This is a genomic window from Peribacillus phoenicis (genome assembly GCF_047238085.1).
GTDB lineage: Bacteria > Bacillota > Bacilli > Bacillales > DSM-1321 > Peribacillus.
Map to the genome: position 1 here is coordinate 844,882 of NZ_JBDFMF010000001.1, position 13,662 is coordinate 858,543.

Consider the following 13,662-nt stretch of genomic DNA (forward strand, 5'->3'; position numbering starts at 1 on the left):
TGATTACTTGTACCAATTAGCTATAGTCTAAGCTATCGGTTTAGAAAAAAGTATGGGCACATTGCACAAAAAAAGGATGATATTACCTCTTTGTAATGGAAATTAATCATTCAGCAGAAATATCAAGTACGCAGTAAGGGCATGACGGAAGTTTCTAATATCGAGACCAGTTCTTTCAGAGAATTTATCGATTCGGTATTGTAAGCTGTTCCGATGTATATAAAGCTGTTTGGCGGCATAGGTGGCATTGGAATTACATTCGATATACGTTTTAACTGTTTTGATAAGCTCAGTATCCTGCTTGGTCTTGCCAAGAATTTCATTGATATACCACTGTGCATTCTTAAAGGATGGATCATTTATTAATGAATGAGGGATGATGTCTGCCAAATCAGTCACCTTTAGATCCGGCAGATGCACCTGTGCCAAATCAAAACTCCTTTTCTCCTGGACCCAGTGATGGTGTAGGTCTTGATTTACAGGGTGAAAGCGTCCCGTGAACATACGGGTCTTTACATAAAAATCACTTTCAAGCGTGGAAGAAATGGCGATTAGTTCTTTATTTGATAATGGTTCATCCTTGTCGGTTTCAATTAAGACTCCTGCCGTTTCATTTTCCCAGATAATAGCTGCGTCAGATGGAACGAAAGCGAGGAAGGCCTCTTCAAAATCGGAGTTGGAAAAATCAGCATGAGTCAGCTTGAAATGAAGGAATCGAACATTCTCCCAGCTCGTTAAAGGCAATGGTGCATTCGGTTCGGATAAAAAATTTTTCCATGATGAGTCTGGATGTGCATTGAGGTTATTTGGGTTTATGGAAGGAGCAAAAAGCAGTTCCAATAAACGGATTTCCTCGGCTGTGATTTCTGAACGGGGAATGCCAAGTATACTTCTGGAGTCTTCGAACCAAACATATTCAGAAATATCATCAGTATCCTTTTTATTGGTAAGAGCGTTCGGGAATTTTTGTTTAAGATTTTCAAGCATCGGTTCCACCTTCTTTCTCCCTTTCCATATCATTATAGCGAAAAAGAATAAAGTTCAAAAGATTAGGATATTGCTAGTTTTTCCGAAAGGGAAATAAAAGAAAAGTTGCAAGTAATTATTAATGTTAGGAAAGGGTATTGCGTATGCTTTATGGAATATCGTTAAAAGGAGGAGATCTTATGAACATTTTAATATTGGGCGGTACACGCTTTTTAGGCAGGTATTTAGCAAAAGCTGCAATAGGGAAAGGGCATGATGTTACACTTTTTAACCGTGGAAGCGATCCTTATGTCTTTCCCGAAATAGAACAGTTAAAAGGGGACCGCGACGGGAATTTGGAAATATTGAAAGGAAGACAGTGGGATGCAGTCATTGACACATCAGGATTTATCCCTCGAACTGTATCGAAATCCTGTAAATTGCTTAATCAAGTTAAACATTATACATATATTTCAAGCATCTCAGTTTACAGTGATCCGACCGAGCCAGGAATTGATGAAAATGGAGAAGTTCATACACTAAATGAAGATAAAGCAGAAGAGATCACCCGTGGAACTGCTGGACCGATATACGGTGAATATTATGGACCGTTAAAATCATTAAGCGAAAAAGCAGCTGAAAAACAACTGCCGGGGAAAGTCCTGTCAATTCGCGCCGGGCAAATAGTGGGTCCATATGATTACACTGACAGATTGCCGTACTGGCTTAAAAGGATAGCGGAAGGGGGAGAAATTTTATCTCCTGGACGCCCTGGACGTCCAATCCAAGTTATCGATGCAAGGGACTTGGCCCAATGGATCATCCAAATGATAGAAAAAAGCATGACAGGTACGTATAATGCCGTTGGCCCAGATTACACACTGACTATGGGGCAATTACTTGAAGGCTGTAATAAGGTAACAGGAAGTAACGCTGATTTTACATGGGTATCTGAAAAATTTTTAAATGACAATAAAGTAGAGCCGTGGGGAGAAATGCCTTTATGGATACCAGAAGAATTTCCTTTACCTGGAGGAAAGGAACCTTTGAATGGGTTCTTGGCTGTCGATAACGGTAAAGCCATCAATAATGGACTAACATTCCGTCCCTTATCAGAAACTCTCGAAGATATATGGAATTGGGAAAAGTGCCGTCCGGAATCTGCCGATAGAAAAGCAGGCATTCACAGACAACATGAAAGTGATCTCCTTGGATTATGGAAACAGACAGTAGGTTGAAACCTTCTTTTATTATTTTTAAATAAACAATGTGAAGGGAAATAAAAAAAACGATGGGGTAAAAACCCCATCGTTTTTTAGTCTATGGATCTGCTTGCATGTTTTGCGAGGATTTCAAGGTTTTCCATGGCGGCTGCCACTTTTTCCTTGTTGATATCAGGGAAAAGAAGATGGATGTCTTCACCTTCTTTGACAGAGTGGGCTGCAATTTGTTGAAGTTCCGCCTTATGTTCAAACGTCAGGCCAATATCAAGCAATGTCATCGGCAGTTTAAGCACCTGGTAGATTGGCAGCAATTGTTTGATTTCCGAGAATTTCCCTTCTAACACAAGCTGGACTAAAATGCCATATGCCACTTTTTCCCCGTGAAGTAAATGATGCGCTTCCGTGATGGTAGTCATGCCATTATGAATGGAGTGGGCACCGGCAACGCGCAGGTACTGGCCGCCAAAGCCGCCAACTAGACCGCTGGTGATGATATTCGTTTCAATTACACGCTGCAGCGCATCTGTCCATTTACCCTTTTCCAAATCAGCTAGGGCTTCCTCGCCATATGTCAATAAAACTTCCTGGCATTGCCTTGCGGCTATATGGGCCATTTCAATACAAACGGACTTCGTGGCAATCTTTTCGGCGAGTGCATTGCCCTCGTACCATTTCGCCAATGTATCGCCGATTCCCGCACGTAAATAGTTAATCGGCGAATTAAGGAGAATTCCCGGTTCAATAAATAACATCCAAGCGCTTTTTTCATGAATATCATAGCGAACATATGAACCATTATCATCATAAATGACACTCAACGGTGTCCAGGCAGCGCAGGTGGAAGCCAAGGTTGGAATGAGGATGATTTCCTTTTGAAGCAAGCTTCCGGCCGATTTGACGAGGTCGAGCAACTTACCGCCGCCAATGCCGATTAATGCATCCGCACCATGTTCTAGAGCAGCCTTCTTGACGCGTTCAATTTCCGGGTCACTGCATTCCCCGCCGTATGTGAAAAAGATCTTCTCAATATTTTCTAAGGAAGGAAAAAAGGGTTCAGCAACTTCCCATGATTTTCTTCCATGAATAACGAGCACTTTACGAATGTTGCCATTACTCAGTTTTGCTTCCAAGTTTTCAAGGACATTAGCTTTACAGGCATAATAAGCGGGGCCGCTGCGGACCTCCAGTAAGGTATTCATATTCGTTCTCCTTAATGAAAGGCCTGTTCCCGGTAAAGGGGAAGCAGGCCTCGATTATTTGATCAATTCATCCAGTCTGGTTTTCCGAAACCGGCAAATTTGTCATCAATCACTTTTTCAAACTGGTCGGATTCCACTACTGATTTAATATCCTTGGCAAATTGAGCGTCTACATCTTTTGTATTCACTGCAACAACGTTTCGATACATATCCGGCATTTTTTCTAAAACAAGGGCATCCTGGAGCTCCATTTTCGCTGCAAGAGCGAAGTTTCCAGGGACCGCCGATAGGTCAACACTGTCTGTTGCACGGGGCAACTGAGCGGATTCCAATGGTTTTAGTTGGATGTTTTTTGGATTTTTCGTTACATCCTTTTCAGATATTTTTAAAGGGTCGACATCTGGATCGACTTCAAGCAACCCTTCATCCACAAGCACTTTTAGTGCACGTGCGAGGTTAACCGGATCATTGGGCACTGCAAGGGATGTACCGTCTTTAATTTCTTTCAATGATTTATACTTGTTCGAATATATGCCCATAGGTGCTGTTGGAACTATGATAAGGTCGGAAAGCTTTAAATCATTTTCTTTAGCGAAGTTATCCATGTACACTTTATGCTGGAAAAGATTGGCGTCGATCGAGTTGTTGCCAAGCGACTTATTCGGCTGGATATAGTCGGTGAATTCGACGATCTCTATTTTGTATCCGAGATCTTCCAGACCTGGTTTGATGGCCTCCTTAATCATATCGGCGTACGGCCCGGTAGTAGCCCCGATCTTCAATTCTTTTTTGTCTTCAGTACTTGGGGATGCATCATCGCTCCCGCAAGCTGCTAAGCCAAGTGCAAGTGCACAGACTGATAATAACGAAGCTATTTTCTTCATTTGAAATTCCTCCTGAGTAATGAAATGTATTGAATCATTGAAAAAATGACCGATCCTATCGTTTATTAACCATGTATGAGACTTTGTCACCAACCATTTGAATGAGTTGCACAAGGCAGATCAGCACGACGATCGTCGTGATCATGACTGTGTTGTCATAACGGTAATATCCGTACCGGATGGCCAGGTCGCCAATTCCGCCTCCGCCGATTGTGCCTGCCATTGCTGAGTAACCGATAAGCGAAATGGTCGTTAATGTCAGTCCTTGAATGATTCCCGGTTTTGCCTCTGGAAGAAGTACATCCTTAATGATCATCCATGGAGTGGCACCTACGGCTATTGCAGCTTCAATCACTCCTCTGTCTATTTCACGTAATGCCGTTTCAACAATCCTTGCAAAAAAAGGTATTGCGGATACGGAAAGGGAAACAGAAGCCGCTCTTGGCCCTATCGTCGATCCCGTAAGCAGGTCTGTTAAAGGAAGGAGGGCGACCAAGAGAATGATGAACGGGATTGAACGGACAATATTGACAGCGAAACCGAGAGATCGATTCACGATGCTATTTTCAAAAAATAAATTCCTGGTTGTCGTAAACAGCAATACTCCAAGCGGTAAACCGATCAGCAGGGCTACTGCAAGAGAAACGCCGACCATATAAATCGTTTCAAGAAAGGCTTTATTAAGATCAGGTAAAATATTCACGATGGGATTAAGCAGTGACATGGTTTAACACCTCCACAGAACTGGATCGATTTTTTATATATTCCAATGCCGAATGAATTTGGGCGGCATCGCCAATTAGCTCGATGATTAAAATGCCTAAAGGAACATCCTGGATATACTCAATTTTACCGTGTAAAATATTACCCCTTACTGCATGGGATTGGAGAGTATCCGAAAGAATCGACTCACCGGCGGTTTGCCCTTCGAATTGAATTTTAATAATGGTACCTTCACTTTCTTCAATCAAGTGCGAAGGGAGTTCGAAATCCAGTACACTGCTAATGAATTGCTTCGTTAACTCCTGCTTAGGCTGTGAAAATATTTCATAAACGGGTCCTTCTTCAATTACCCGGCCATCCTGCATGACAGCGACTCGGTGGCATAGTTCTTTGACCACTTCCATTTCATGTGTAATCAACACGATGGTGATACCAAGCTCACTGCTTATCTTTTTCAATAACTGTAAAATCGCTTTTGTAGTTGTTGGATCAAGGGCTGAAGTCGCTTCATCACATAATAGTACAGTGGGGTCATTTGCTAAGGCTCGAGCTATGCCGACCCGTTGCTTCTGTCCACCGCTAAGCTGTGCCGGATAGACATCTTTCTTATCGCTGAGCCCTACGATTTCCAACAATTCCAATACACGTAACCTGATTGCGTCCTTCGATCGATGCGCCGCCTTTAAGGCGAAAGCGACATTTTCATAAACGGTTTTTGAACTGACCAGGGAAAAATGCTGGAATATCATTCCGATTTTTTGGCGTTGCTTACGAAGCTCTTTACTTGATAAAGAGGTTAAATCAATGCCGTCGATGATGATATTTCCACCTGTCGGTCGTTCAAGCAAATTCAAGCAGCGGAGTAATGAGCTTTTTCCAGCTCCGCTGTAGCCGACAATTCCATATACTTCGCCAGTTTGGATGGTCAAAGATACGTTATCCACTCCGATAACTCGGTTTTTCTTCGAGACGTATTCCTTTCGGACTGAACGGATTTCAATCATGAGCTTTCCCCCTTAAACATTAAAAAAGCTGCCTCTATCATTCAGAAAGAGGCAGCGAAATCATATCTCGTCTTATCTTTCAGAATTCAATCATTCTGCAGGAATTGGCACCGTTCCCTAAGGGCGGTTGCCGGACATCAAAGGGCCTGATCCCTCCGTCACTCTTGATAAGTAATTTATTATTTTAGAATATTTCATGTTTTATAATATAATCTATATTATTTGTAAAATCCGACAATGTCAATCGTTTCTTTGATTTTTTTTGTCGTTAAATTTGGTACAGTCCTTTAAAACGATTCATGGAAAAAGGGCTATTATGCAATTATCCAGCATTTACATCCAGGCTATTTATTCCAATATTTCCTTGTCAAAAAGGTAAAGTGGTACTACATTTATTATAGTAAAGTTAAAAAAAGGAAGGTAAAACTATTTTTGTACAATGATGGGGAGGCAATTGAATGATAGAAATTAAGTCGATAAATGATGTGGTTTGTGTGCACGGGACTCCTGGCGGGAACAAGTCGGGGATGAGTGTTAATGTTTTTTTAACGGATGGACTATTGATAGATACTGGCGCACAGATTTTATTGGAAGAGCTTATTCCGTTCTATGAGTCCGCAGACTTCGACTCAGTGGCCCTGACTCACTATCATGAAGACCATACGGGGGGCGCTGCCTGGATACAGGAACATAAAAAGGTGCCGCTTTTCATTCACCCGATGTCGGTTGAGGTTTGTGCAAAGGATGCTGTATATCCTGAATATCGCAAAATTTTCTGGGGGAAGAGAGACGCCTTTAAAGCTGAGCCGCTAGGGGAGGCCATTCATTCACGCACCCAAACGTGGGAGCCGATTTTTACCCCTGGCCATGCAAAGGACCATATGGTGTATTTGAATCACAGTAATGGCGTGCTCTTTTCAGGAGACCTTTTCGTAACACCAAAGACAAAGCTTGTCTTACGGGAAGAGTCTGTCCCGGTCATCATCGATTCCATAAAAAGATTACTTCAATATGACTTCGGGGAAGTGTTTTGCTGTCATGCTGGGCATGTCCCTGATGGGAAGGAAATGTTCGGGAAAAAGCTGGATTATTTGGAAAACCTCCAAGGTGAAATTTTACGCTTGCATTCTCAAGGGCTGACCGTACATGAAATCCAGCAGGTCGTTTTACCGAATCGTTATCCCCTTATCGAGATATCTGGGCATGAATGGGATTCAGAGCATATCATTACATCGATATTAAACGAAAATATTTTGAGTGCAAGGGAGAATCGAACTATTTGAATGTTAACGGTCTGACTGATATAAAGGAGAGCTCTCCATAAGAGAGCCCACATAATTCATTTATTGATATTGGGATCTGTTTCATCATAAAAATCATGTGCTTCTTCGATGTTCTGAAGGTCAGCGACTTCATACACATTTCCGCCCGCCATTCCTTCATTGATAATACGGTCGATATCAAGATAAACGGAGTCCTTGCCATCATATTCGGTATCCTTTAAAAATGTCATTTTTTCTTTATCCAAAATAAATCCCTCCTAGCCTTTTCTTTAGTTTAGGCAAAGGAGTTTTTTTTATTCTGTTTAGGGATTTCATGAATGTAAAGGCGGTTCATTCATATACATGGAAGATCATTAAATCATGTATCATGCTTTTGAGTTTGGCTTCATCTGTTTCGGAAGGCGGATTGGCTGTCCACTCGATGGATCCATCTTTATGATACAAGGCTTGGATTGCCTGCTTGTTGAAATAAAAGGAAATTTTCCATCCTGGCAGATTCTTATGCAGTGGTGCCCATTGAAAATGAGTAATCATATGTATTACCTCCATATATACAGTTTCTCATTTAATTATAATGGAAAACGGCAGCTGGAGGTGTTATTTAATTGTCAGGCTGGGGAAAGTTAATTCAATAAAAAGATTTTTTAAATGCAAAAGCCTGTTTGTTTCAATTTCCTCCTCATCGAATTGCATGGGCTTTGAGTTCACTTCGTATATGAAGAGCGAGCCTGATTCGTCTTCCCCTATATCCATGGAAAACTCTCCGAGAAATCCGATTTTTTTTGATAGTATCTCTCCGCTTTTTTGGGCGATTTTCGCTAATTTTCGATTCAGGCTTCTTGATTGCAGGTCTTGATAAGGAAAAATCTTACCCCCTTGGGGAGTGTGGGTGGTGATTTCCTGGGTTTGTGACATCCTTACCGCTTTGCCGGTCACTTTATAAAAACCTTTTTCATAATGGACCAGAATCCGGTAATCATAACGATGTCCAAAAAGTTTTTTTGGTATGATCGCCTGTTGAGCAAGGTAGCTCCTTTTTAATAGCTCCCTTTTTTTTGTTTCCCAGAATGACGTGAAATCCGGGAAGGACTCACTATGCTTTAAGCTATTGAACAATAGTGTATCATCATCATTTTTGATTATGGTATAAATGCCTTTACCTTGGCTTCCTTTGCAGGGTTTAAGGTATATATGCCTGTAGGTCTCCAGGAAAGTATCAAGGCAGCCGCTGTTTCGCAAGACCATGGTGGGCGGGAGGTGATTGGTGAGGGATCCTTCTTCCAACAATGCTTCGAACATCACATATTTATCTATGAAACAGGGGTTGAAAAGATTCATTGGGTATTCTTTAAAATATTTGATGAGTTGTTGGAATTCCCCTGACGCCTCATAGCTCCTCGAGGGGATTCGGTTATAGACGATGTCAGGGAAGGGCACTTTACATTCGATCCACTTGTTTGAAATGGAGGAAAAAACATACCCTCTCATCGATTCGGAATGAAGGGCATTTCCTGTGAATACATACGCCAATATTCCATGTTTCAATAAATATAGTGATAGGTCCCGAAAAAGGGTCAGGTTTCCACCCAAACCTGATTCCTTTTTGGGATTGGAAACAGTCAGTATGCCGACAGCAAGCATCCGGTTACCTGGAAATATGGTGATTGGAATTAGGGGTTGATTCGTATGTTCCTTATTATAGCTGATTACCTCTTCGGCAGAGCCGGCGAAAAGTTCCGCATTCTCTTGATTGTGGTACCAATTTTCAGTGGGGATATCGTAAAAAATGTTCATCGCGGCACACTGATTGATTTCGTAATCGTCTGTTCCGTAAGATAAATGGCGTAATCAAGGCTAAGCTTTCTGGTCAGCAATTCGAAATCCTTGAGTTTTGGATGGGAGAAGATGGAACGTCCCGGTTTGGAATTGGCTTCAAACATCCAAACCTGCCCTTTTTTATCCAAGCCAAAATCAAATCCTATTTCTGCAACGATTCCGTCCAAGTTCTTTTCTATACTGTCACTTAAAATCAGTGCGGCTTCCGATAGCTTACGTTCGACTTCTTTCGCCTCATCGTCATCTCCAAATAGTTCGGCAACCGTTTTGATCACACCCCCGCTTTTAATATGGGTCGTGACGCTGCCGGCACCGGCGATTTTTGCGGCGATAGCGGTTACCTGCCATTTTCCATTACTGTCCTTGTTCGTATGGACCCGGAAATCCACTGGACGTTTTTCAGATCGAATTAATGGGATGCCCTGCTGCACGATAAGATTCTCAAGCGGCCGGTCGTGAAAAATATGTTTAACGATGGATTCCAGTGTGGAAAACTTTTGCAGTTTATTTTCTTTTGCTTCATTTGTATAGCGGCAATAGTAAACATTCTCATGCTTATCATAAAGAATTTGGTGAATCCCTAGGCCGAGGCTGCCGTGAATGGGCTTTATATAAACTTGCCGGTAATGGGAAAGAAGGGTTTCCACCACGGACATGGATTGAAATGGATACGTTTCCGGCAAATATGGCAGTGCCCGCTCATCTGCGCATAACCTTTCATTTACATCCCATTTATTGAAAAAACCAGGATTATACCATGGAATGGTATATTCTTTTTGAAATTTCTGCTTCACTTCTTTAGGTCCATCGCGGTTTTCCGTCAACCGATTTGGGAGACGGTCATAGATGACATTAGGAAAAGGAAATTCATTAATGTGCCAGTCATCGTTATCAAACACATAACCTTTGATCGTCTCCTCATCCCAATTGATTACATTCTCCCCAAAAACAAAGGGGATACAGCCTGTGGTCCTGCTAAGCGAAAGGAGCTTTGCGAAAAATTCCGATCTCTCGCCTAATGGTTTGTTTGAAATGCCGGTGAAGCCTGATGAAAAGATTCCGACCAGCGGTCCGATATGAATGCTCTTGCCGTATATGAATAAATGAAGGGGAATATCGGTATGATCGAATATTAGAGATTCCGCTAGACTTTCCGAAAGGACGATTGATTGATTGACGGCCGGGTTTTGTTTGACGATGGCAGGACATGAATGTCGTCCGAAGTAAATTAATTCAATCTCTGCCAAATCCCCAAGATCGGAAGGGTAGTAGAGAACATTGCCGGGAATAGAGGCAATTTCGGCAGGATAAGTCTTTCTCACTTTCTATTCACCTGCTTTCTGAAGATGTTCGGCTAAATACTGGCTATATTGAAACGGTGCGCGATGAATATCATTCATGGTCTCCGGCTGTAGTGCCTGAATGATTTTCCTTCCGGGCTTCGAGTTAATGTCCATTATCCAGATTTGGCCTTTTTTATCGATGCCTATATCGATCCCCAACTCGAATAACCTTTCAAAGACAGCTTCGGCTTCTGCGGGCAGGGTGCGAAGGATATGCTGAATCTTTTGTTCGACGGCAATCGAAATCGTTTCCGGGTTTCTTTTGATGAAATTATCCAATGAAATGGCTTCCCCGCCTGTGGCAAGATTTGAGGTGATTCCGTCCTTTTGTCCCGTACGAATTCCGCGGCCACGTTCCATCCATTGATTCTTCTCGTTTTTTTGAAGTAAAATCCGTAAATCGAATGGCTCGTTATTTTGGTTGCAAAGTTCCAAATATGGCTGGCAGAGGTAACGGTATCGATTTAATAAATGCTGCAGCCATTTGTTAAGCTGAGATTTGGAGGAGAATTGGCGGTCATATTTGGTGCCCTTTTTCGTCATGGATACCAAGGTGCCGTCTTCGTTTTTTGAAAGAAGATAGATCCCTGTACCGCCTGCACCGAATTCAGGTTTGATGATGATTTTATCCAGGCGTTCCAAATGACCGGTAATATCTTCCGGTGTCGTCACTTGTACGGTCTCTGGAAAAAATGCCTGTAGGTGTGGATGGTTTTTTAGGATTTGATACACCTCCCACTTACCAGGAAGGCCCAGCCCCAAGAAATTCGAGTTATCTTTTAACCAATCGATTTTGTGCCGCGTTTCCGTTGACTCACGGACTAATCCGTGAAAACAGCGATCATAAACAAAATCAGGTATATCAAAAGATGCGGCGATCCAAGTTTCGTTCTCGTCATCAAAACGCTCGCCGCGGACTTTTTTCAGATCCATATCAATATTTTCCGGTGAGAATTTACAAACTTTCATATTAAATGATTTTGCGGTTTTGGCTATTTCGGTGAAGTAGTTGTTTTCATGTGTATCCGACGCGGCCATTAATCCTATTAACACGTGCTAGCAACTCCTTTTATGGATGGTTTTCGCGGTTAAGGGCAAGCATGAAATCTATGATGGATTTTACTGATGGACGAAAGGTTTCATAGTTGCCTTGAAATTTTTTCGAAGGTTTTGAATTCACTTCGATGATCCATGGATGGGTATCGGTATCCAGTGCTAAATCGATCCCTAGCTCACCGAATGAATCATCATGGTTTTCGACCAAGGCCTGGGCAGTGTTTTTAGCCAGCCGTACGAGCTTTTGATATATGAGGCTGGCGTCCTGAAGGTCGAATGCTTCCTTTAGAAAATCCGGCCCATTTTTCATCAAGCCGCCTTGTGCAAGATTGGAAACGATAGTGCCAGGGTCTCCAATCCGGGCAACCATTGATGAAACTTTCCATTCAAGCAGATCGTTCCGGTGAAGAAGTATGCGGAAATCAACTTTTCTCTGCTCTGTTTCGAATAGGGAAATCCCTTTTTGAAGAATGAAGGATTGTTTTCTGGAAAACCTTTTTAAGGTTTCGTACAACTTTTCATCCGTATCAGCAAAATGCACTTCCTGGAGATTTCCGGATTGCTCGATTTTCCATTTTCCAGCTACTTGCGTTAATCTGCAAATATTCCTGCCTTGGCTGCCTGATGCGGGTTTAAAGTAGATTACCGAATGCTTTTCTATAAACCTCAAGAAAGATTCCTTTTCGTTAAAAAGTATCGTCTCCGGCAAATTTGGCAACAGCTCATCTTCTAAGATTAGCAGCTCATGTACATCATGTTTGGAGAGGAACCTTCCATTGAACATCGGTATCGACCGTTCCTCCAGTTCAGTTTTAAACAGCTTGAAAGAATGAGATTCCTCAAGTTTGCGCGAATGTATCCGGTTATAAAATACATCAGGAATGGGGAGGGACAAGGTTTGCCAGCCATCTTGCCCAGGCAGGTAGCCTTCCACAACTCCTTCTTGAAGAGACTGCAATTTTACTAAATAGAAGGGGATGCCCTGCTGATTACAATATGATTTCATTTCCTGATAAAATTTTTCCATCTCGCCGAATGTCCCGTCTTGCAAGGGAGTCTGGTTCATGAGTGAAGCGAAGAACGGACCTATTTTAATTGACCTTCCTTCCGCATGGTATGAGACGGAGATTGGATCGGAAAAAACGGGTAAGGTTAAAGTTTGGTTCATATCATATGAAAGTTTCAATGTAGGCTGGGATGACGGGAATGGCTGGACAAGTACCGGGACCGAACGGCATCCAGCCATGATCGTTACGGGTTCTCCAAATTGAAGGCCCCATTCCTCAAATAGTTTTTCTTCGATAAACAGTAGCGCCTTCTTTCGCGTCTCTGCGGGATTTACCGTAATGAAAACTTTCTGATGGTTAAGGTTCATAATAATTCCCCGTTTGCACTAAGTTTAATATCCTTTAATAATTAAATGATGGGCAAATGTGGATAACACATTCTATGTTCTTTTAATTAGAAGGTGTCATCAAGCCTCTATTTAAAGCAATAAAAAGAGAAATTTCATGGAGTTTTGGTTAAGGATACTGTATGTTCGTTTTGGGTGCTGTAATAGGTGGCTTCACTAAATTATTAGCTATCACAATGCAGTTCAGACTTTATAAACCAATCTATATTTTCGGGAAACAGCTGCCGTTGACACCAGGTTGATTCCGAAGCGGCAGGTTGAGTTAGCCAAATTGGTGTTGATCATTTAATCACGCCAGAGAGCATTCAAAGTAAAGTCATCAGATGCCTCTATACAGAATATGAAAATTTTCGTGAAGGCAGAAGTAAAGAAAGCATTGTCCACGGAAAAAAGTACTGCTCAAATGCTTGATCAACTGGAACAAAGATTACAAACATGCTTTCTTGGTAAATATGAAACATGGTCGGAAGAGATACGATTAACAATTGATTAACGAAAAACGTCTGAAATGCTGCCTGTCGCTTCGATCATGAATAAGCCGGTTCAAGATTGGACTGCCAATTTCTCGGACACCATTTCCCGGCTTGAGGAAATGGTCGCTTCCATCACTAAGAAGGAATTGTCGATGATCACCTACCTTGGGGCTTTGCTTGGTGGAATCATCGGTTTATTTCAAGGTTTTGTAACTGTTTTAATAGGATGACGTGTAATTCGCAATCGGATTTGTTATA

At 42.0% G+C, this 13,662-nt stretch carries 14 protein-coding genes and 1 riboswitch; of the genes, 3 read left to right on the top strand and 11 right to left on the bottom strand.

Annotated elements, in window-relative coordinates; translation table 11 throughout:
- Positions 1 to 102: 102 nt before the first annotated feature.
- The gene (locus ABC374_RS04225) at positions 103 to 987 is read right to left on the bottom strand and encodes a PucR family transcriptional regulator (RefSeq protein ID WP_413016139.1); all 885 of its coding nucleotides are present in this window, start codon (positions 985 to 987) and stop codon (positions 103 to 105) included.
- Positions 988 to 1,166: 179 nt separating this feature from the next.
- On the opposite strand from ABC374_RS04225, the gene ABC374_RS04230 reads away from it, so the two are divergent.
- On the top strand, positions 1,167 to 2,204 hold the full coding sequence (locus ABC374_RS04230; protein WP_413016141.1) for an NAD-dependent epimerase/dehydratase family protein: 1,038 nt from the start codon (positions 1,167 to 1,169) through the stop codon (positions 2,202 to 2,204).
- Between the two features lie 77 nt (positions 2,205 to 2,281).
- Here the strand turns inward: ABC374_RS04230 and ABC374_RS04235 are convergent, their stop codons facing one another.
- From ABC374_RS04235 to ABC374_RS04250, 4 genes are all read right to left on the bottom strand, one after another.
- The gene (locus ABC374_RS04235) at positions 2,282 to 3,388 is read right to left on the bottom strand and encodes an iron-containing alcohol dehydrogenase family protein (RefSeq protein ID WP_413016143.1); all 1,107 of its coding nucleotides are present in this window, start codon (positions 3,386 to 3,388) and stop codon (positions 2,282 to 2,284) included.
- Positions 3,389 to 3,450: 62 nt separating this feature from the next.
- A complete protein-coding gene (locus ABC374_RS04240) occupies positions 3,451 to 4,272 on the bottom strand; it encodes a MetQ/NlpA family ABC transporter substrate-binding protein (RefSeq protein ID WP_413016145.1) in 822 nt (273 codons plus the stop codon).
- A 55-nt stretch (positions 4,273 to 4,327) separates the two neighbouring features.
- Positions 4,328 to 4,996 (bottom strand): methionine ABC transporter permease, encoded by a 669-nt coding sequence (locus ABC374_RS04245; protein WP_214769537.1) that lies wholly within the window; start codon positions 4,994 to 4,996, stop codon positions 4,328 to 4,330.
- Positions 4,983 to 5,999 carry a methionine ABC transporter ATP-binding protein gene (locus tag ABC374_RS04250; protein ID WP_413016148.1) on the bottom strand — a complete coding sequence of 339 codons (1,017 nt, stop codon included), beginning with the start codon at positions 5,997 to 5,999 and terminating at the stop codon, positions 4,983 to 4,985. The genes ABC374_RS04245 and ABC374_RS04250 overlap by 14 nt, the downstream gene beginning before the upstream one ends.
- Before the next feature lie 69 nt (positions 6,000 to 6,068).
- Positions 6,069 to 6,173, bottom strand: a riboswitch (SAM riboswitch).
- A gap of 284 nt (positions 6,174 to 6,457) precedes the next feature.
- On the opposite strand from ABC374_RS04250, the gene ABC374_RS04255 reads away from it, so the two are divergent.
- Positions 6,458 to 7,282, top strand: coding sequence for an MBL fold metallo-hydrolase (locus tag ABC374_RS04255; protein ID WP_413016150.1), 825 nt, complete (start codon positions 6,458 to 6,460; stop codon positions 7,280 to 7,282).
- A gap of 56 nt (positions 7,283 to 7,338) precedes the next feature.
- On the opposite strand, the gene ABC374_RS04260 is transcribed toward ABC374_RS04255, so the two are convergent.
- From ABC374_RS04260 to ABC374_RS04285, 6 genes are all read right to left on the bottom strand, one after another.
- A complete protein-coding gene (locus tag ABC374_RS04260; RefSeq protein WP_137017041.1) occupies positions 7,339 to 7,527 on the bottom strand; it encodes a hypothetical protein in 189 nt (62 codons plus the stop codon).
- Positions 7,528 to 7,612: 85 nt separating this feature from the next.
- Positions 7,613 to 7,816, bottom strand: coding sequence for a YheE family protein (locus ABC374_RS04265; protein WP_350301666.1), 204 nt, complete (start codon positions 7,814 to 7,816; stop codon positions 7,613 to 7,615).
- A 63-nt stretch (positions 7,817 to 7,879) separates the two neighbouring features.
- Positions 7,880 to 9,076, bottom strand: a complete 1,197-nt coding sequence (locus ABC374_RS04270; RefSeq protein ID WP_413016153.1) for a YheC/YheD family endospore coat-associated protein — start codon at positions 9,074 to 9,076, stop codon at positions 7,880 to 7,882.
- Positions 9,073 to 10,440, bottom strand: a complete 1,368-nt coding sequence (locus tag ABC374_RS04275) for a YheC/YheD family endospore coat-associated protein (RefSeq protein WP_350301668.1) — start codon at positions 10,438 to 10,440, stop codon at positions 9,073 to 9,075. The genes ABC374_RS04270 and ABC374_RS04275 overlap by 4 nt, the downstream gene beginning before the upstream one ends.
- Before the next feature lie 3 nt (positions 10,441 to 10,443).
- Positions 10,444 to 11,514: a YheC/YheD family endospore coat-associated protein gene (locus tag ABC374_RS04280; RefSeq protein WP_413016155.1), complete on the bottom strand. Its 1,071-nt coding sequence runs from the start codon at positions 11,512 to 11,514 to the stop codon at positions 10,444 to 10,446.
- A gap of 16 nt (positions 11,515 to 11,530) precedes the next feature.
- Positions 11,531 to 12,892, bottom strand: coding sequence for a YheC/YheD family endospore coat-associated protein (locus tag ABC374_RS04285; RefSeq protein WP_413016157.1), 1,362 nt, complete (start codon positions 12,890 to 12,892; stop codon positions 11,531 to 11,533).
- Positions 12,893 to 13,439: 547 nt separating this feature from the next.
- On the opposite strand from ABC374_RS04285, the gene ABC374_RS04290 reads away from it, so the two are divergent.
- Positions 13,440 to 13,634, top strand: coding sequence for a DUF445 family protein (locus tag ABC374_RS04290; RefSeq protein ID WP_413016159.1), 195 nt, complete (start codon positions 13,440 to 13,442; stop codon positions 13,632 to 13,634).
- The last annotated feature ends 28 nt before the right edge of the window (positions 13,635 to 13,662 follow it).